This is a genomic window from Bradyrhizobium sp. 62, assembly GCF_023073035.1.
Taxonomy (GTDB): Bacteria; Pseudomonadota; Alphaproteobacteria; order Rhizobiales; family Xanthobacteraceae; genus Bradyrhizobium.
Genome location: NZ_JADPIT010000032.1, coordinates 786534 through 805309 on the forward strand (window position 1 = coordinate 786534; position 18776 = coordinate 805309).

Below are 18776 nucleotides of genomic sequence, written 5' to 3' on the forward strand. Positions count from 1 at the left end.
TCACCCTCCGATCTGAAAAGCTGCGGCAACCAGCAGGATCAGGATCTCGCCGGTCTGCTCGAATGCGCCGAGGATGTCGCCGGTCTGCCCGCCGATCTGGCGGATGGCAAGTCGCGCCAGCATCAGGGCGGCGAGGGAGAGCAGGATCAGGCTCACCAGCGCCTTGCCCGGCCCAAGCGCGAGCACGAGCGCGAGGATCCCAACAGCGAATGCGATCGCAACGCTGCGGCCCGGCGGTGATCCGGCGCTCGCCGACAGGCCGTCAGGTCGTGCAGGCGCGACCTGCGACATGAACGCCGGCAAGCCCGCGCGGGCCGCTGTATGCGCAGCGCACAGCGCGAGCGCGACGGCCCACGGATTGGCGATCGCCGCGAGCGCGCTCCAGCGCAGGCCGAACGACAGGATCAGCGCGCAGACGCCATAGGTGCCGATCCGGCTGTCGCGCATGATCTCGAGCTTGCGTTGGCGCGTGCGGCCGCCGCCGAGCCCGTCGGCAGTATCCGCAAGGCCGTCCTCGTGCAGCGCGCCGGTGACGAGGGCGGTCGCGGCCAGCGCGAGCAGGGCGGCGAGGCTCGATGTCAGACCGAACCGGCTGGCGATCGCATAAACCAAAGCGCCGGCAAGGCCGACCACCAGTCCCGCAACGGGAAGCGCCCAGGTCGCGCGCGCGATGGCGCCGTCGCCGGCTGGCTCCGACGATGCCACCGGCAGGATCGTGACAAAGGACGCCGCGATCCTGAGATCGGCGATGAGATCCCGCAGAAGCTCGGCGCGCGGCATCATTTCAGTTTCATCGGCAGGCCGGCGACGACGAACTCGGCCTCGTCGGCGACATCAGCGATGGTCTGGTTCATGATCCCGGCGGCGTCGCGAAAGCTGCGCGCCAGCGCGTTGTCGGGCACGATACCGAGGCCGACTTCATTGGTGACAAGGACGACGGGGCTCTTCAGGCGGAGCAGGGCGGCGGCGAGCTCGCTCACCTCGCGCTCCCAGTCGCGCTCCGCATGCATGAGGTTGGAGAGCCACAGCGTCAGGCAGTCGACCAGCCTTGCGCCGCCGCCATCAGTTGCGAGCAGCGACTCGACGAGATCGAGCGGCACTTCGCGTTCGATCCAGTCGGTTCCGCGGCGCGCGCGATGCATGGCAATACGCGTCTCCATTTCCGCATCGAGCGCCTCGGCCGTTGCGACATAGACCGGCTGCCCGGGAAAGGCGCGCGTGCGCGTTTCCGCACGTTTGCTCTTGCCGGACCGTGCTCCGCCGGTGATCAAAATGACGGCCATGAAGTCTCCTGTCGGCCAGCACTAATCACCAAACTTGGGCAAAGACAAAGCCGAAATCCGCCGGCCGGCGGCTTGCGCTCCGGCTGGGGTTTGCGCAACAGGGGCGGGACAGGAGGCGTGCGTGGGTTTTGCCGGTGCGATGGTCGTGGCGATGGCGGTGGATGCCCTGTTGGGCTGGCCGTCGTGGTTGTTCGCGCGGATCGGCCATCCCGTCACCTGGCTGGGCTGGCTGATTTCTGCCATCGACGCTGCCTGGAATCGACCGTCTGATCCGCCGGCATTTCGCCGCGCCGCTGGTCTCGCCGGAGCGCTCGCGGTGATCGGGCTCTCCGTCGCGCTCGGCTGGGCGCTGCAGTCCCTGCTTCCCTTGGGCTGGATCCAGATCGTGCTGGTCGGCGTCCTCGCCTGGCCGCTGGTCGCGCTGCGCTCCTTGCACGACCACGTTGCTGCCGTCGCAAATCCCATGCGGGCCGGTGACATCGCCGCCGCCCGAGACGCGGTCTCGCGCATCGTTGGCCGCGATCCCCTGACGCTCGACGAGGCCGGCATCGCGCGCGCGGCGATCGAGAGCCTCGCCGAGAATGCCTCCGACGGCATCGTCGCACCCATGTTCTGGGGCGCGCTGTTCGGTCTGCCCGGCATTTTGGGCTACAAGGCGATCAACACGCTGGACTCCATGATTGGCCATCGCTCCGAACGGCACGAAGCCTTCGGCTGGGCCGCGGCGCGCATCGACGATGTCGCCAACTTCATTCCGGCGCGGCTGACCGGATTTCTGTTCGTGCTGCTGGCGCCCCAGCGATCAGAGGCGCTGTCGTGCATGACGCGGGACGCGCGCCGTCATCGTTCGCCCAATGCCGGCTGGCCGGAAGCCGCCATGGCGGGTGCGCTCGGCGTGCGGCTCAGCGGTCCGCGGATCTATCACGGCAGCACCACCAACGAGCCCTGGTTGAATGAAGGTGCGCGCGATCCGCTTGCCGCCGACATCGATCGGGGATTGACGGTTTACCGTCGCGCCATGCTGCTGCTCGCCGGCCTCCTTGCGATCCTGGCCTTCGCGTGAAAGAACAGCGCATGCGCGAGCACGGTGGAGATCTCGATCAGGCCCAGCAGCGCTTCGGCGGTCGCGCGGAAGACTGGATCGATCTGTCGACCGGGATCAACCGCCTGCCTTATCCCGTGGGCGAGGTGAGTTCGCGCGCGTGGAGCGCGTTGCCGTCGCGCGCCGAGATCGAGGCTCTGCATCGGGCGGCGCGGCACGCTTACCGCACGAGCGCGGCGGTTGTCGCGCTTGGCGGCGCACAGGCCGCAATTCAATTGCTGCCGCAACTCGCACCACCCGGCCGCGCGCGCATCCTCGCGCCGACCTACAACGAATATGCCGGGGTCCTCTCGGCCGCGGGCTGGGAGGTCCAGGAGGTCGGGGAGCTCGACGCGCTGGTCGGCGCCGACCTCGTCATTGTCGTCAATCCCAACAATCCCGACGGCCGATGCCATCCGCCAAAGGATTTGCTGGCGCTGCTGCCGCGCGTCGGCCGTCTCATCGTCGACGAGAGTTTTGCCGATGTGGCCCCGCAGCTATCGCTTGCATCCGAGGACCGGCCGGGGCTGCTGATCCTGCGCTCCTTCGGAAAGTTTTACGGCCTTGCCGGCCTGCGGCTCGGCTTCGCGCTCGGCAATTCGTCCGACATCGCCAGGATCGCCTCGATGTCGGGACCTTGGCCGGTCTCGGGAGCGGCGATCGCGGTCGGCTGCCGCGCTCTGCATGACGATGCCTGGGCCGAGGCCACGTCCGTGCGGCTCGTGCGTGACTGCGGTCGCCTCGATGGCATGGTGCAGGCGCAAGGCTGGACGGTCATTGGCGGGACGCAGCTGTTTCGTCTCTACGCGACGCCTGACGCGCTTGCCGCGCAGGAGAAGCTGGCGCGTCGCCATATCTGGTCGCGCGTGTTCGCGCGAGAGCCGGCATGGCTACGCCTCGGGCTTCCGGGCGGCGAACCCGAATGGACGCGCCTGGCCGAGGCTCTAGCGCGCTAGCGCGAGCAGGCCTTCGACGTCGAGATGGCCTTCGATGTGATCGGCAAGGGCATCGAGCGCGCTCTCGACCCTGGCGTGATAGGGCTCGTCGCCGGCGGGAATGTCGAGCTTCGCCAAAAACGCCTTGCGGAAATCGTCCGACGTGAACAGGCCGTGCAGATAGCTGCCTTGCACACGACCGTCGCGCGAGATCGCGCCTTCCGGTTCGCCGTTCAGCCTTGCGAATGGCTGCGCGCGATCCGGCCCATCAGTGCGGCCGATGTGGATTTCATAAGCCTCGATCGGCTGATCCGTCGCGGCATGCACGGCCGCGACACGCGTCAGCGTCTTCTGTGCACTCATCTCCGTCTCTACATCCAGAAGTCCGAGACCCGCTGTGTCGCCCGCAGGGCCCTCGATCCCATCGGGGTCGGCAACGCTTCGTCCGAGCATCTGATAGCCGCCGCAGAGGCCGAGCACGTGGCCGCCTCTGCGGTAATGCGCCAGAAGATCGATGTCCCAGCCTTGCGCGCGCAGAAAGGCGAGATCGCCGCGGGTGGATTTCGAGCCGGGGATGATGACGAGCCTGACGTCGCCGGGAATGGCCTCGCCCGGCCGCACCATCACGAGATCGACGCCAGGCTCGAGCTTGAGCGGATCGAGATCGTCGAAATTGGCAATCCGCGACAGCGCGAGACAGGCGATCTTGCATTGGCCCGGCTTGCGCGCATCGCTCAGGCCCAGCGCATCCTCTGCCGGCAGTTCGCCGGCGCGCGCGAACCAGGGCAGCACGCCGAAGCCGCGCCATGTGGTCTTTTCTTCGACCAGCTTGTAGCCATCGTCGAACAGCGTGGGATCGCCACGAAACTTGTTGATGACAAATCCCTGGATCATCGCGGCATCGTCCGGGTCGATCACCGTCTTGATGCCGACGAGTTGCGCGATGACACCGCCGCGGTCGATGTCGCCGACCAGCACGACCGGCACATCGGCCTTGCGCGCAAAACCCATATTGGCGATGTCGGCGTTGCGCAGGTTCACCTCGGCCGGGCTGCCGGCGCCTTCCACCAGCACGAGATCGGCGCGCGCCTTCAGCCGCTCGAAGCTCTCCAGCACCGCACCCATCAATGACGGCTTCATCGCCGCATATTCACGCGCACGCGCGGTCGCGATGCGCTTTCCCTGCACGATCACCTGCGCGCCGACATCCGTCTCGGGCTTCAGCAGCACCGGGTTCATGTCCGTGTGCGGTTCGACGCCGGCGGCGAGCGCCTGGAGCGCCTGGGCGCGGCCGATCTCGCCGCCGTCGATCGTGACGGCAGCATTGTTCGACATGTTCTGCGGCTTGAACGGGAGCACGCGCAGGCCGCGTCGCACAAAGGCGCGCGCGAGACCGGCGACGATGAGCGACTTGCCCACGTCCGAGCCGGCCCCCTGGATCATCAATGTGCGCGCCATCGCGAGTTCTTAGAACTCGACGCCGGCTTGCGCCTTGATGCCGGAACGGAAGGGATGCTTGACCAGCGTCATCTCGGTGACGAGATCGGCGATCTCGATCAGCTCGTCCTTGGCGTTGCGTCCGGTGAGCACGACATGCGTCATCGGCGGCTTCTGCGTCGTGAGGAATTCGACGACCTCCGCGATGTCGAGATAGTCGTAGCGCAGCGCGATGTTGATCTCGTCGAGCACGACCATGCGAAGATTCTGGTCAAGGATCAGCTCTTTGGCCTTCTCCCAGCCGGCGCGGGCGGCGGCGATGTCGCGGGTGCGGTCCTGCGTCTCCCAGGTAAAGCCTTCGCCCATGGCGTGGAATTGGCAGAGGTCGCCGAAATGGCCCGTGAGCATGCGGCGCTCGCCGGTATCCCAGGCGCCCTTGATGAACTGCACGACCGCGCAGGGGAAGCCATGGGCGACGCAGCGGACGATCATTCCGAAGGCCGAGGAGGACTTGCCCTTGCCTGCGCCGGTGTGGACGATGATGAGGCCCTTTTCGCCGCTCTTGGTCGCCATGATCTTGTCGCGGGCGACCTTCTTCTTCGCCATTTTCGAGGCGTGACGGGCGTCGGTTTGGTCGCCCGTCTGGGTATCCGGTTCTGACGTCATCGGACGGGGTCCTTCGGCTTGACAAGAGGCGGTGGGGGGCAAATGGTGGCCCCGCGTTGGTTCCTGTCCTACGACAGGCGAAGAGGGAATGCGATAGGGTCCGAATCGGCAAGATTTGGTTCCAAAATGCAGCCGCCCCCGCGACCGTGACCGGAGAGATGCCCGAAGCCACTGATCCCTTGGGGATCGGGAAGGCGGGGATCGAAGGGGAAACCCTGCTCCGGAAGCCGGGAGACCTGCCAGCGTGGACGATTTTGGACCGGCGGACGGGGTGTTCCGCGACGGGGAAACGGGCCTTCGCAAGAACGGTTCGTGGGCCTCTTCGCTTCCCGCTGTTTATTCTGGAAGAAGCGATGACCGTCACACTTCATGTCTGCATCACCTGCCGCGCCGGCCAGACGCTTGGCGAGGGCGAGACGACGCCCGGCAAGCGCCTGCATGGTGCGATCCTCGAGGCCGGCGTGCCCGATGGCGTCAGCGTGGTTCCGGTCGAATGCCTGTCTGCATGCAACCAGGGTTGCTCGGTCGCGCTCAGCGCACCCGGCCGCTGGTCCTATGTCTATGGTCGCCTCTCGGATGCGCATGCGAGCGACGTGGTCGCGGGCGCCGCGGCCTATGCGGCCGCACCCGATGGCCTCGTGCCCTGGCGCAGCCGCCCGGAGATCTTCCGCAAGCAATCGCTTGCCCGCATTCCCCCCATTCTCCCCTTGGCCGTCGTGCCGGAGGCCGCCGAATGAATTCGCTCGCAAAAGTCCCCGTCACGGTCGTCACGGGCTTTCTCGGCTCCGGCAAGACCACGCTGATCCAGCATCTGCTTGCCAACGCTAACGGCAAGAAGCTCGCGGTGCTCGTCAACGAGTTCGGCAGCGAGGGCGTCGATGGCGAGATTCTGAAATCCTGCGCCGATGCGAATTGCCCGGAAGAGAACATCATCGAGCTCGCCAATGGCTGCATCTGCTGCACCGTCGCGGACGATTTCATTCCGACCATGGAGAAGCTGCTGTCGAGGCCGGTCAGGCCCGACCACATCCTGATCGAGACTTCGGGCCTGGCACTGCCGAAGCCGCTGCTCAAGGCATTCGACTGGCCGGAGATCCGTTCGCGCATTACGGTCGATGGTGTGATCGCGCTTGCCGACGCCGAAGCTGTTGCTGCCGGCCGTTTCGCGACCGACCCAATTGCGGTCGAGGCGCAGCGCGCGGCGGACGGCAATCTCGACCATGAGACGCCGCTGTCGGAAGTGTTCGAGGACCAGATCGCCTGCGCCGACATCGTGCTGCTGACCAAGGCCGATCTTGCGGGTGCGGCAGGGCTCGAAGCAGCCAAAGCGGCGATCACCGCCGAGATGTCGCGCCGCGTGCCGATGCTGGCGATTACCGACGGCGCGATCGACGCGCGCCTCATCCTCGGTCTCGGCGCTGCCGCCGAGAACGATCTCGCCGCGCGTCCCTCGCATCACGACGGCGAAGAGGATCACGAGCACGACGATTTTGCGTCCGTCGTGATCGATCTTCCTGAAGTCACCGACATCGACGCGCTGGTTGCATCCGTTCAGCGTCTGGCGCGCGAGCAGAATGTGCTGCGCGTCAAGGGTTACATCGCGGTAGAGGGCAAGCCGATGCGTCTCTTGCTGCAAGCGGTCGGCGAGCGCGTGCGGCACCAGTTCGACAAGCCCTGGGGCGCGGGTGCGAGACGGTCAAAGCTGGTCGTGATCGGCGAGCACGGAAACATTGATGAAGCCGCGATCAAGGCGGGACTCGGTATCTGATGCACGTCGTCTTCCGCGAGAGCCGCGGTCTCGAGGAGACCGCGATACCAAGGGACATCGGCCAGGACCCGGCCGATCTCGTGGTGCTCTCGTATTCGGATTCCGATCTTGCCACATTCGCGGCCGGCTGGCGTCGTGGCCGCGACAGCCTGCCGTCGCTGCGGCTCGTCAATCTCGCAGAACTCCGTCACCCGCTCTCCGTCGACACCTATATCGAGCGCACGCTGGCGCAGGCGCGCGGCATCCTCGTGCGTCTGATCGGCGGAGAATCCTACTGGTCGTATGGGCTCGGGGCCCTGCAGCAACTGGCGAAGGAGCGCGGCATCGTGCTAGCCGTGCTGCCGGCCGACGGCCGCGACGACACGCGTCTGGATGCGTATTCCACCCTGCCGGTCTCGACGCTGCGGCGGCTCAAGGTGCTCTGCGACACCGGCGGCCCCGTCGCATCGCAAGCCGCGATCGCGCAGCTTGCGCTGGCTTCGGGCCTCTATGCCGGCCCCGTGATCGGCGAGACGGCCGTGCCCGAGATGGGCTTTTACGATCCGGCGCGCGGTGTCATTGCCGCGCCGGCGTTGGGTGAGGGCAGGCCGCGTGCGCTCGTGACCTTCTATCGCTCCTATCTCACCGCTGCCGACACTGGCCCGGTCGATGCCCTGATCGCCGCATTGCGCGAGAAGGGGTTCGACGCGCATGGTGTGTTCGTCACCTCGCTGAAAGCCGCGGGGGTCGCGGATTGGTTGCGGGTGCATCTTGCGCAAAATCCTCCTGCCGCGATCGTCAATGCGACGGCGTTCTCGGCGATGGGCGACGACGGCAGGACGCCGTTCGATGCCGCATCCTGCCCGGTGTTCCAGGTCGCACTCTCCACGGCACGCCGCGAGGACTGGGCGAGTTCGCTCCGCGGCCTGTCGCCCGGCGACCTCGCGATGCATGTGGTGCTGCCCGAGGTCGACGGCCGCATGTTTGCGGGCGTGGTGAGCTTCAAATCAGCAGCGATGCGCGATCCCGATCTGCAATTTTCGCATCTGGCACACGGGCCGGACGAGGAGCGCGTGAAGGCCGTGGCCGCGCGCGTTGCGGCCTGGCGTCGCCTTGCGGAGACGCCGGCCGCCGACAAGCGGATGGCACTCGTGCTCTCGAACTATCCGGGCCGTCCGCATCAGATCGCGCATGCGGTGGGTCTCGATGCGCTGGCCTCGGTCGACGCATTGGTGTCGGACCTAGCGGAGGCCGGCTTCGATGTTGCGCCGGTCCATGGACTGGGCGAGACGCTGCTCGAGCGGACCTTGAGCTGGAGCGTTGCCGATTACCGCGCTGCGCTGTCGCGCCTTCCGCAAGTGTTGCAGGATGATCTCGCGCAAGCCTGGGGCGCGCCGGAGAACGATCCGGGTTGTCGCGACGGCGCGTTTCATTTCGCCGCGATTCAGTGCGGCCGGTCGATCATCGCGGTTCAGCCGGAGCGTGGCGATGCGGCGACGCGCGATGCCGACTATCACGATCTCGCGCGCACGCCGTGCCACGCCTATGTCGCGTTCTATTTCTGGCTCCGGCAGCAGCGCTATGATGCCGTCGTGCACATGGGCGCGCACGGCACGCTGGAATGGCTGCCCGGAAAATCGGTGGCGCTGTCGCAGGCGTGCTGGCCGGAAGCCCTGATTGGCGATCTGCCCGTCATCTATCCCTTCATCGTCAACGATCCCGGCGAGGCCGCGCAGGCCAAGCGGCGCCTGGGTGCCGTCACGATCGGCCATCTGCCGCCGCAGCTCGCAGCATCGGCGGTGCCGGACGGATTGCGCAGGCTTGAACAGCTCCTCGACGAGTACTCGACGGCTGACGGCCTCGATCCCGCCCGCCGCCAGCGTCTGATCGCCGCGATCCGTGACGAGGCGCGCGCGGCAGGCCTCGAAGACGATCTCGGCCTCGATGCAGCCGCCGCACCGGCCGAAGCGATCCCGCGGATCGACCGCTTCGTCTGCGATCTCAAGGAAAGCCAGTTCGGTGACGGCCTCCACGTGTTCGGCCGTGGCGCCTGCGGCGACGCGGAGCGCGACGCTTTGCGGGCCGCGCTTGCAGGACAGCGCGTCGCGCCGGGGCCGTCAGGCTCACCCTATCGCGGCCGGCAGGACGTGCTGCCCACGGGACGCAACCTTTTCGCCATCGATCCGCGCGCGGTACCGACGCCGTCGGCGCATGCGCAAGGCATCAAGCTCGCCGAAGAATTGCTACGTCGTCATCTGCAGGATCATGGCGACTGGCCAAAGGGACTTGTCGTCGACCTCTGGGGCTCGGCGACGATGCGCACCGCGGGCGAGGAGTTTGCCATGGCGCTGCATCTGGCCGGCCTCGCACCGCGCTGGGATCACGCTTCCGGCCGCGTCACCGGCTACGACATCATCGCGCCTGCCGAGCTTGGCCGGCCCCGCATCGACGTCACGCTGCGGGTCTCGGGCCTGTTTCGCGACGTCTTCTCAGGTCTTGCGCAATTGTTCGAGGCGGCAGCCGAGGCGCTGTCGGCCCGCGAGGACGAGGGCGACGAAAATCCATATCGCCATCGCACATCGCGCGTGTTCGCGCCGCGTCCCGGACAATACGGCGTCGGCCTCTCGGCAATCCCGGACGCCTTCACGCCCGAGACGCGCGAAGCCGCCGGCGAAGCCTGGCTCTCGGCATCGTCATGGGCGTTTTCGGCCGATGGCGAGATCAGGCTCGATCGTGCCGGTATCGAGAAGCGGCTCGCATCCGCCGATGCTTTCGTGCACGTGCAGGATTTGCCGGAAACCGATCTTCTGCTCGCGGCCGACTATGCCGCGCATGAGGCCGGCATTGCGGCCGCCGCGGCACATCTCGGTGCGGCAGGGCCATCGCTCTATCATCTCGATGCGACGCGCCCCGAGCAGCCGCATGCGCGTACGCTGACCGAGGAAATCTCCCGTGTCGTCCGCGCGCGCGCGGCCAATCCGGCCTGGATCGCCGGCATGATGCGCCACGGTTTTCGCGGGGCGGCCGAGATCACCGCAACGCTCGAGCATATGGCCGCCTTCGCGCATCTGGCCGGCGCCGTGCCACCGCATCTGTTCGACCTCTACTACGATGCGACGCTCGGACATGACGAGGTCCGGGCCTTCATGGCCCGCGAAAATCCGGCGGCACTCGCGGCGATGGAGACGTGTTTCACGCGCCTGCATGAAGCCTCGCTCTGGCGAACGCGCCGCAATTCGATCGCGGCTGCGCTGCGGGAGGCGTCATGAGCGCTTCCGTGGTCAAGGGCTGGTGTCCCGGCGCCCTGCGCCCGATGCAATCGGGCGACGGGCTCGTGGTCCGCGTGCGTCCGTTCGGCGGACGGCTCGACGCGGCCCAGATCTCCGGACTGGCCCATCTTGCCGAGCGCCATGGCAACGGCCTGGTCGACGTGACCAGCCGGGCCAATCTCCAGATCAGGGGCGTCAACGAGACCAGCCACAGGCTGCTGCTCGAGGGCCTTGCCCAACTGGCGCTGCTCGATCCGGACGCTGACACCGAATCCCGTCGCAACATCCTTGTGACGCCGTTCTGGCGTGCCGGCGACGCGACCCAATCGCTCGCCGCCGAGCTCGAGGAGGCGCTCGCCGATAGCTCGCTCGAACTTCCAACCAAGTTCGGCTTCGCCATCGACGACGGCACCTCACGCGTGCTTGCGGGCGATTCCGCGGACGTGCGGATCGAGCGCGATGGTTCCGGCGCACTGCTGGTCCGGGCTGATGGCGACAAACTCGGCCGCTCCGTCGTGCGTGGCGAGGCCGTGACCACCGCGCTCGCATTCGCCGACTGGTTCGTGATCTCAGGCGGCGCCAGAGGCGGGCGAGGGCGGATGGCGGCGCATCTTGCCGCTGGCGCAATCCTGCCGGAGGCATTGCGCGGCGAGGCCGAGCCGGCGCCGATCATGGCCGCGGCGCGTCCCGGCCTCTATGCGCAAGGTGCGATGGTCGGCGTCGCCTTCGGGCAGATGGCGCATGCGACGCTCAACCAGTTCGCCGGTTGCGGACATGCGCTGCGTATGACGCCATGGCGGATGGTTTTGAGCGAGGGCAAGCGCGCGATGCCGAGCGTGACCGGTCTTATCACCGAGGCCTACGACCCTGCGCTGCGCGTCATCGCTTGCAGCGGTGCGCCACGCTGTCGCGAGGCGCATGCCGATACCCGCGGCCTTGCCGCGGCCCTGGCCCCGAACATCGGCGCGGCCGCACGGCTCCACGTCTCCGGCTGTGCCAAGGGTTGCGCCCATTCCGGTCCCGCCGCCATCACTCTGGTTGCGACCAGCGCCGGCTTCGACCTCGTGCGTGCCGGGTCGACGCGCGATGAGCCCATCCTGCGGGGGTTGACCCGCGACGACATCGTCAGAGATCCCTCCATCCTGATGGGAGGACACTGATGCCGCACATTTACGAGACCGACGGCGCGGCGATCTACCGGCAGTCCTTTGCGACCATCCGGGCTGAAGCTGATCTTGCGCGCTTCACGCCGGACGAGGAGCAGGTGGTGGTGCGGATGATCCATGCCGCCGGCATGGTCGGCCTCGAAGCGCATATCCGCTTCACATCAGGCATGGCGGTCGCCGCCCGCGCGGCGTTGCAGAAGGGCGCACCGATCCTGTGCGACGCGCGCATGGTCTCCGAAGGAATTACGCGCGCGCGGCTTCCCGCCGCCAACGCCGTCATCTGCACGCTGGGCGACGAGACCGTTCCTGCGCTCGCGCAGTCCATGCGCAACACCCGTTCGGCTGCGGCCCTGGAGCTGTGGCGGCCGCATCTCGACGGCGCGATCGTGGCGATCGGCAACGCGCCGACTGCGTTGTTTCATCTCCTCAACATGCTGGAGGACCGGAGCTGCCCGCGGCCCGCGGCGATCATCGGCTGTCCCGTCGGCTTTGTCGGCGCAGCCGAATCCAAGGCTGCGCTGATGGCCGATCCGAGCGTCGCCGCGCTGACGGTCGAGGGCCGCCTCGGCGGCTCCGCGATCACGGTCGCCGCCGTGAACGCGCTGGCGAGCCGGAGCGAATAGATGGGACGCATCATCTGCTGCGGTCTCGGCCCCGGTGATCCCGATTTGATGAGCGTGCGCGCCGATCGCACGGTGCGCGGCGCAAAGCATGTCGCCTATTTCCGCAAGAAGGGCCGGCCCGGCCAGGCGCGCCGCATCGTCGAGGGCATGTTGGCGGCCGACGTCACCGAATATCCGATGGAATATCCGGTCACCACGGAAATCGCCTTCGACACGCCTGAATATGTCCAGCTGCTTGCCGGCTTCCACGACGAATGGGCGGAACGTCTGGCCCGGCTGGCGCGTGCGGTCGACGTCGTCGTGCTCTGCGAGGGCGATCCTTACTTCTACGGCTCCTTCATGCATCTGCACACGCGCCTGCAAGGCCGTGTCGAGATCGAGGTGATCGCCGGCATTCCCGGCATGGTCGGCTGCTGGAATGGCGTGGGACAGCCGATCGCGCTCGGTGATGACGTGACGACGGTGCTCATGGGCACGCTCGCCGAGGCCGAGCTCGAGCGCCGCATGCGCGATTCCGATGCGCTCGTGATCATGAAGACCGGGCGCAATCTGGCAAAGGTCCGCCGCGCGCTCGCTGCCGCCGGACGGCTGGATGACGCCTGGCTGGTCGAGCGCGGCACCATGCCGGGCGAGCGCGTGGTGCGGCTCGCGGAGATCGATGCCGCCGACTGCCCCTATTTCGCGATCGTGCTCGTGCACGGCAAGGGCCGGCATCCGGACGCCGCCGAATGACGGGCACGCTGACCATCGCGGGCCTCGGGCCGGGCAGCGATGCGCTGGTGACGCCCGAGGTCTCCGCCGCGCTTGCCGCCGCGACCGACATTCTGGGCTACGCGCCCTATGTCGCGCGCGTGCCAGCGCGGGCAGGGCTCACTTTGCATCCTTCCGACAATCGCGAAGAGCTGCAGCGTGCAAGCGAGGCATTGCGGCTCACGGCCGAAGGCGGGCAAGTCGTCATCGTGTCCTCGGGCGATCCCGGCGTCTTCGCAATGGCTTCTGCCGTGTTCGAGGCGCTCGAACAGGCGCCGCAATGGCGGGAGCTGCCGATTCGTGTGCTGCCCGGCGTCACTGCGATGCTGGCGGCTGCCGCGCGCGCCGGCGCGCCGCTCGGCCATGATTTCTGTGCGATCAACCTCTCCGACAATCTCAAGCCGTGGGCGGTGATCGAGAAGCGCCTGCGGCTCGCCGCGGAAGCCGACTTTGCCATTGCGATGTATAATCCGCGCTCGGCGAGCCGGCCGGAGGGATTTGGCCGTGCGCTCGCAGTGCTGAACGAGGCCGGCTGCGGCGAACGGCTCGTGATCTTCGCGCGCGCGATCAGCGCCGCCGATGAAAAGATCGAGACCGTCAGGCTGAACGCAGCGACACCTGAAATGGCCGACATGCGCACGCTGGTGATCGTGGGCAACTCGCAGACACGCCGCGTCGGCCGCTGGGTCTATGCGCCGAGGCAGGTGCGATGACCGAGCCATTGCATGATCTCGGCCACGCCCTCGACCCGCAATCTTTCCGGCAGTTGCGGTCGTGCGATCATGATCACCGGCAGGCCGAGTACCCGCGCAGCGTCGATCTTGGCGCGCGCGCCGTCGCCGCCCGAATTGCGGGCGACGATCCGGGTGATGCTGCGTTTGCGCATCATCTCCAGCTCGCCCTCAAGCGTGAATGGCCCACGCGACACGATCACGTCCGCGGCAAAGGGCAGGGGCACATCGGGCGGATCGACGAATCTCAACGTGTAGGCGTGCTGCGGCCTGGTCGCGAACGGCGCGATGTGCTGGCGGCCGATCGCGAGGAACACATTTGCCGCCGCCTCGGGGAGTGCGGCGACCGCGGCGTTGACATCAGGTATTTCGATCCAGTTGTCGCCGGGCGCTTTGGTCCAGGGCGCCCGCTCCAGAGCGATCAGCGGCGTCCCGGTTTCCGCGCATGCCGCGACCGCATTGCGGCTCATCTTGGCGGCAAAGGGATGGGTCGAGTCGATCACGTGCGTGATCTCTTCCCGACGAATGTAATCGGCAAGACCGCCGACGCCGCCAAAACCGCCGATACGCGTCGGCAACGGCTGACCGGCGGGCGCGCGGGTGCGGCCGCCATAGGAATACACAGCGTCAATGCCGGCGCGCGCGATCTCCGCCGCGAGCAGGCTCGCGTCGGCCGTTCCGCCCAGAATGAGGGCGCGCGTCATGGCTGATCCCTGGCTGACCATCATCGGTATCGGCGAAGATGGCCTTGCCGGGCTGTCCGAGGCAAGCCGAAAGGCGCTCGATGATGCCGAAACTGTCTTCGGCGGTGAACGGCATCTTGCGCTTGCCGGCGTGACCGGGCGCGGCCGTCCATGGCCGGTGCCGTTCGATGCAGATGTCGTGCTGAGCTGCCGCGGCCGCCCCACAGCGGTGCTCGCCTCCGGCGATCCGTTCTGGTACGGCGCCGGCGCGAGCCTCGCCAAGAAGCTGGACGCGGGCGAGTGGATTGCGCATTCCGCGCCGTCGACCTTCTCGCTCGCCACGGCGCGACTAGGCTGGCGCCTTGAGTCCGTGGCGTGCCTCGGTCTCCACGCCGCGCCATTCGAGCGTCTGGTGCCGCATCTGGCGCGAGGTGCACGCATCATTTGCCTCGCGCGCGATGGCAAGGCGGCCGGCGATCTTGCGAAATGGTTGACGGCGCGCGGATGGGGTGCCTCGGCATTCTGGACGCTTACCGCGCTTGGCGGGCCGCGCGAAATTATCAACGCGCATCGCGCCGACAGTTTTGCAGGCGATCTTGCCGGGAGCCTGGTGACGGTGGCGGTGGAGGCGAGAGGAGCGCAGGGTCTTCCCCGCAGCTCGGGACTATCGGACGAACTCTTCGTCCATGACGGCCAGATCACCAAGCGTCCGATCCGTGCGCTCGCGCTCTCGGCGTTGGCGCCGCGTCCCGGTGAACGGCTGTGGGACATTGGCGCGGGCTCGGGTTCGATCTCGGTCGAGTGGACGCTGTGCGGCGGCACCGCGATCGCCGTCGAGGCGCGCGAGGATCGCGCCGCCAACATTCGCAGCAATGCAGCGGCGTTCGGGTTGGCACATCGGATCACAGTCATCACGGGAAAGGCGCCTGAAGTCCTTGCTGACCTGGACGCACCTGACGCCGTGTTCATCGGCGGCGGTCTCGACATCGCGATGTTCGACGCGGTCTGGTCGCGGCTCTCGCCCGGTACGCGGTTGGTCGCGCATTCAGTAACGTTGGAAACGGAAGCGCTGCTGGGTGAGCTGCACCAGCGCCACGGCGGTGAACTGATGCGCGTGGAGATTGCGCACGCCGCTTCCCTCGGCCGCTACCGGTCCTGGGAGGCGGTGCGGCCCGTGGTGCAATGGAGCGCGGTCCGATGAAGGTCGCCGGGCTCGGATTCAAAAAGGATGTCACGCTGGCCTCGCTGCGTGAGGCGCTTCTGGCGGCCGGTGGTCCCGAAGGCCTCGCAGCAGTGGCGACGGTCAGCGACAAGGCCGACGCGGAGGTGCTGAAGCAGCTCGCGCGCGAATGCGGCGTGCCGATCAAGGCGGTCGCCGCCGAAATGCTTGTTGGCATCGATACGCCGACCCAGTCACAGCTCGTCGCGGAGAGGTTCGGGACGGGATCGGTCGCCGAAGCGGCAGCTCTCGCGGCGGCTGGCCCTCGCGCGCGATTGATTGCGACGCGGGTGGTCTCGCAGGATCGCACCGCGACCGCGGCAATCGCGGAAGGAGACGGCGCATGACGGTGCATTTCATCGGCGCGGGGCCAGGCGCCCCTGATTTGCTGACATTGCGCGGCCGCGACCTCATCGCCGCCTGTCCGGTCTGTCTCTATGCCGGCTCGCTTGTCCCAGAAGGCGTGCTGGCGCATTGCCCGCCCGGCGCGCGGATCGTCAACACCGCGCCGCTGTCGCTCGACGAGATCATCGCGGAGATCGCCGCCGCGCAAGCGGACCGCAAGGACGTTGCGCGGCTGCATTCCGGCGATCTCTCGATCTGGTCGGCGATGGGCGAGCAGCTCCGCCGCCTGCGCGCGCTCGGCATTCCCTACACGGTCACGCCCGGCGTTCCCTCTTTCTCGGCCGCCGCGGCTGCGCTGGAGGCCGAGCTGACGCTGCCCGGCCTTGCCCAGACGGTGGTGCTGACGCGCACGCCGGGCCGCGCCAGTGCGATGCCCGAAGGCGAGAAGCTCGCCGCCTTCGCCGCTACCGGCGCGGTTCTCGCGATCCATCTGTCGATTCATCTGCTCGACAAGGTCGTCGGCGAGCTGACGCCGCATTATGGCGCGGATTGTCCGGTCGCGATCGTCTGGCGCGCGAGCTGGCCCGACCAGCGCATCATCCGCGCCACGCTCGCAACACTCGACGTTGCCGTCGGCAGCGAGATGGAGCGCACCGCGCTCATCCTGGTCGGCAAGACGCTGGGCTCGGCGGTTTTTTCCGAGAGCCGTCTCTATGCAGCTGACTATGACCGCCGCTATCGCCCCGTGGGCGCCGAGCCGCGCTTTCCGGAGGTGTCCTGATGGCGGCAGGGCTCGTCATCTCCGCGCCGGCCTCGGGCGTCGGCAAGACCACGCTGACGCTTGCGCTCGCGCGCGCCTGGCGCAACAGCGGATTGCGGGTGCAGTGCTTCAAGAGCGGCCCCGATTACATCGATCCCGCGTTTCATGCGGCCGCTACGGGACGCGCCTCGGTCAACGTCGACAGCTGGGCGATGGGTCGCGGGACAATCTCGCATCTCGTCAGTCGCGGCATTGACGCCGATGTCGTGCTGGCCGAAGGCTCGATGGGCCTGTTCGACGGCGTTGCCGCGCGCGGCGTCTGCGGCACGGGAGCGACCGCCGATATCGCAGAGATGCTGGACTGGCCGGTGCTGCTGGTGATCGATCCCTCGGGACAGGCACAAACTGCGGCGGCAATCGCGGCGGGCCTTCGTGACTACCGTCCCGGTGTGCGCCTTGCGGGCGTCGTGCTCAATCGCGTTGCCAGCCCGCGCCATGAAGCCCTCGTGCGGCGTGCGCTGCTGGACGTCGGCATCGCCGTGTTCGGCGCGCTGCCGCGCCATGCCGAGATCAGCCTGCCGAAGCGGCATCTCGGCCTGGTGCAGGCTGAGGAGCAGGCGGAAATCGGCAAACTCATCGATGAGGCCGCACGCTTCGTCGCCGAGCATGTCGATCTCGACGCGGTGCTGCGTTCGGCTGCCACCTGGTCGCCGCAACCTGCCGCAAGCGGCGTGAACGTGACGCCGCCCGGCCAGCGCATTGCGCTCGCCCGTGACGCCGCGTTCTCCTTCGTCTATCCGCATATGCTGGAAGCGTGGCGCGCGGCGGGTGCGGAGATCTCGACATTCTCGCCACTGGCGGACGAGGGCCCTGATCCGAGCGCCGATGTGTGTTGGCTGCCTGGCGGCTATCCCGAGCTGCAGGCCGGCAAGATCGCGGCCAATGCGCGCTTCCGCAGCGGATTGCGGGCCTTCGCGGAAACGCGCCCGGTGCATGGCGAATGCGGAGGCTATATGGTGCTGGGCACCGCTTTGACCGATGCCGACGGCATCCGCCACGAGATGACGGGCCTGCTCGGCCTGGAGACGAGTTTTGCCAAGCGCCGCATGCATCTGGGCTATCGTCTGGCCGAGCTCGCCGCGCCGATGCCGGGTCATCAGGCGGGTGCACGCCTGCGTGGCCATGAATTCCACTATTCGACGATCGTCGCGCAACCCGATACGCCGCTGGCGGTCGTGCACGACGCGACAGGCGCCGTCATCGCCGAGACCGGCTCGCGGCGGGGACAAGCCACCGGCACGTTCTTCCACCTGATCGCGGAGGACCGGTGAGCGGTTTTGTGTCCTTTGTCTCCGCCGGGCCCGGCGATCCCGAGCTCCTCACGCTCAAGGGTGCCGCGCGGCTGCGCGAAGCTGATGTCGTGCTCTATGACGATCTTGCTTCGGGGGCGATCCTCGATCTGGCCCGGCCCGGCGCCAATCTCGTCGCGGTGGGAAAGCGGGCAGGGCGCGCCTCGACCAAGCAGCACCACGTCAACCGCCTGCTGGTCGACTACGCCGCAACAGGCGCGCGCGTGGTGCGATTGAAGTCGGGCGATGCCGGCATCTTTGGCCGGCTCGAGGAGGAGCTCGAGACGCTGCGTGAAGCGGGCATCGGCTACGAGATCATTCCCGGCGTCACGTCGGCCTGTGTCGCCGCCGCGCAAGCCGGCATTCCGCTGACCCGGCGTCACACCTCGCGCCGCGTGCAGTTCGTGACCGGGGCGGACGTCACCGGCGAGCTGCCGCCAGACCTCAATTGGGCGGCGCTGGCCGATCCGGAGGCGACGACCGTGGTCTATATGGGCCGGCGGACGTTTCCGGCGCTTGTCGTCAAATTGATCGAGCACGGGCTTGCCCCAACCACGCCGGCGTTGTTTGCCGAATCGCTCGGCCGTCCCGATGAGCGGCTGGTCCGCACCACCATTTCGGAACTTGCCGAGCAGCTTGCGCGGGGCGGGGCGGCCTCCACGGCGGCCGTCATCCTGTTCGGCGCGCTGGCGGGGGATTATCGGTCATGACGGTCTCGGCCGCCCTTCGCCC

General features: G+C 67.7%; 19 protein-coding genes and 1 riboswitch. Of the genes, 14 read left to right on the forward strand and 5 right to left on the reverse strand.

Features of this window, described 5'->3' with window-relative positions; translation table 11 throughout:
* Both cobS and cobU read right to left on the reverse strand, forming a co-directional pair.
* A complete protein-coding gene (cobS, locus tag IVB47_RS32995) occupies positions 1–783 on the reverse strand; it encodes an adenosylcobinamide-GDP ribazoletransferase (RefSeq protein ID WP_247467731.1) in 783 nt (260 codons plus the stop codon).
* Positions 780–1283 (reverse strand): bifunctional adenosylcobinamide kinase/adenosylcobinamide-phosphate guanylyltransferase, encoded by a 504-nt coding sequence (gene cobU, locus IVB47_RS33000; RefSeq protein ID WP_247467733.1) that lies wholly within the window; start codon positions 1281–1283, stop codon positions 780–782. The genes cobS and cobU overlap by 4 nt, the downstream gene beginning before the upstream one ends.
* A 121-nt stretch (positions 1284–1404) precedes the next feature.
* On the opposite strand from cobU, the gene cbiB reads away from it, so the two are divergent.
* Positions 1405–2346, forward strand: coding sequence for an adenosylcobinamide-phosphate synthase CbiB (gene cbiB / locus IVB47_RS33005; protein ID WP_247467736.1), 942 nt, complete (start codon positions 1405–1407; stop codon positions 2344–2346).
* A gap of 11 nt (positions 2347–2357) precedes the next feature.
* Positions 2358–3320, forward strand: coding sequence for a threonine-phosphate decarboxylase CobD (cobD, locus tag IVB47_RS33010; RefSeq protein WP_247467740.1), 963 nt, complete (start codon positions 2358–2360; stop codon positions 3318–3320).
* Here cobD and IVB47_RS33015 read toward each other — a convergent pair.
* Together IVB47_RS33015 and cobO are read right to left on the reverse strand one after the other, a co-directional pair.
* A complete protein-coding gene (locus IVB47_RS33015) occupies positions 3309–4757 on the reverse strand; it encodes a cobyric acid synthase (RefSeq protein WP_247467743.1) in 1449 nt (482 codons plus the stop codon). The two genes, cobD and IVB47_RS33015, sit on opposite strands and share 12 nt — an antisense overlap.
* Before the next feature lie 9 nt (positions 4758–4766).
* Positions 4767–5402 (reverse strand): cob(I)yrinic acid a,c-diamide adenosyltransferase, encoded by a 636-nt coding sequence (cobO, locus tag IVB47_RS33020; protein WP_247407788.1) that lies wholly within the window; start codon positions 5400–5402, stop codon positions 4767–4769.
* 40 nt (positions 5403–5442) lie between these two features.
* A riboswitch (cobalamin riboswitch) is annotated at positions 5443–5661 on the forward strand.
* Between the two features lie 94 nt (positions 5662–5755).
* Here cobO and IVB47_RS33025 point away from each other — a divergent pair.
* The 7 genes from IVB47_RS33025 to cobJ are packed head-to-tail and all read left to right on the forward strand — an operon-like array spanning position 5756 to position 13670.
* Positions 5756–6139: a DUF1636 domain-containing protein gene (locus IVB47_RS33025; protein WP_247288996.1), complete on the forward strand. Its 384-nt coding sequence runs from the start codon at positions 5756–5758 to the stop codon at positions 6137–6139.
* Positions 6136–7170: a cobalamin biosynthesis protein CobW gene (gene cobW / locus IVB47_RS33030; protein ID WP_247467747.1), complete on the forward strand. Its 1035-nt coding sequence runs from the start codon at positions 6136–6138 to the stop codon at positions 7168–7170. Before IVB47_RS33025 ends, cobW begins: the two co-directional genes overlap by 4 nt.
* Positions 7170–10418 carry a cobaltochelatase subunit CobN gene (gene cobN, locus IVB47_RS33035; RefSeq protein WP_247467750.1) on the forward strand — a complete coding sequence of 1083 codons (3249 nt, stop codon included), beginning with the start codon at positions 7170–7172 and terminating at the stop codon, positions 10416–10418. The genes cobW and cobN overlap by 1 nt, the downstream gene beginning before the upstream one ends.
* The gene (gene cobG, locus IVB47_RS33040; RefSeq protein ID WP_247467753.1) at positions 10415–11578 is read left to right on the forward strand and encodes a precorrin-3B synthase; all 1164 of its coding nucleotides are present in this window, start codon (positions 10415–10417) and stop codon (positions 11576–11578) included. The genes cobN and cobG overlap by 4 nt, the downstream gene beginning before the upstream one ends.
* Positions 11578–12207, forward strand: coding sequence for a precorrin-8X methylmutase (locus IVB47_RS33045; RefSeq protein ID WP_247467757.1), 630 nt, complete (start codon positions 11578–11580; stop codon positions 12205–12207). The genes cobG and IVB47_RS33045 overlap by 1 nt, the downstream gene beginning before the upstream one ends.
* On the forward strand, positions 12208–12939 hold the full coding sequence (locus tag IVB47_RS33050; protein WP_247289004.1) for a precorrin-2 C(20)-methyltransferase: 732 nt from the start codon (positions 12208–12210) through the stop codon (positions 12937–12939). It abuts the gene before it with no gap.
* Positions 12936–13670 (forward strand): precorrin-3B C(17)-methyltransferase, encoded by a 735-nt coding sequence (gene cobJ, locus IVB47_RS33055; protein WP_247359750.1) that lies wholly within the window; start codon positions 12936–12938, stop codon positions 13668–13670. Before IVB47_RS33050 ends, cobJ begins: the two co-directional genes overlap by 4 nt.
* Here the strand turns inward: cobJ and IVB47_RS33060 are convergent.
* A complete protein-coding gene (locus IVB47_RS33060) occupies positions 13646–14392 on the reverse strand; it encodes a cobalt-precorrin-6A reductase (RefSeq protein WP_247359749.1) in 747 nt (248 codons plus the stop codon). The genes cobJ and IVB47_RS33060 overlap by 25 nt on opposite strands.
* Here IVB47_RS33060 and cbiT point away from each other — a divergent pair.
* From cbiT to cobA, 5 genes are read left to right on the forward strand one after another with little or no spacing between them, the layout of a single operon-like run.
* On the forward strand, positions 14391–15572 hold the full coding sequence (gene cbiT, locus IVB47_RS33065) for a precorrin-6Y C5,15-methyltransferase (decarboxylating) subunit CbiT (RefSeq protein ID WP_247467759.1): 1182 nt from the start codon (positions 14391–14393) through the stop codon (positions 15570–15572). The two genes, IVB47_RS33060 and cbiT, sit on opposite strands and share 2 nt — an antisense overlap.
* Entirely contained in the window at positions 15569–15937 is a 369-nt protein-coding gene (locus IVB47_RS33070; protein ID WP_247467763.1) for a cobalamin biosynthesis protein, read from the forward strand. The genes cbiT and IVB47_RS33070 overlap by 4 nt, the downstream gene beginning before the upstream one ends.
* The gene (cobM, locus tag IVB47_RS33075; RefSeq protein ID WP_247467766.1) at positions 15934–16716 is read left to right on the forward strand and encodes a precorrin-4 C(11)-methyltransferase; all 783 of its coding nucleotides are present in this window, start codon (positions 15934–15936) and stop codon (positions 16714–16716) included. The genes IVB47_RS33070 and cobM overlap by 4 nt, the downstream gene beginning before the upstream one ends.
* Positions 16716–18026, forward strand: a complete 1311-nt coding sequence (locus tag IVB47_RS33080) for a cobyrinate a,c-diamide synthase (RefSeq protein WP_247467768.1) — start codon at positions 16716–16718, stop codon at positions 18024–18026. Before cobM ends, IVB47_RS33080 begins: the two co-directional genes overlap by 1 nt.
* Positions 18023–18754, forward strand: coding sequence for a uroporphyrinogen-III C-methyltransferase (gene cobA / locus IVB47_RS33085; RefSeq protein ID WP_247467771.1), 732 nt, complete (start codon positions 18023–18025; stop codon positions 18752–18754). The genes IVB47_RS33080 and cobA overlap by 4 nt, the downstream gene beginning before the upstream one ends.
* The last annotated feature ends 22 nt before the right edge of the window (positions 18755–18776 follow it).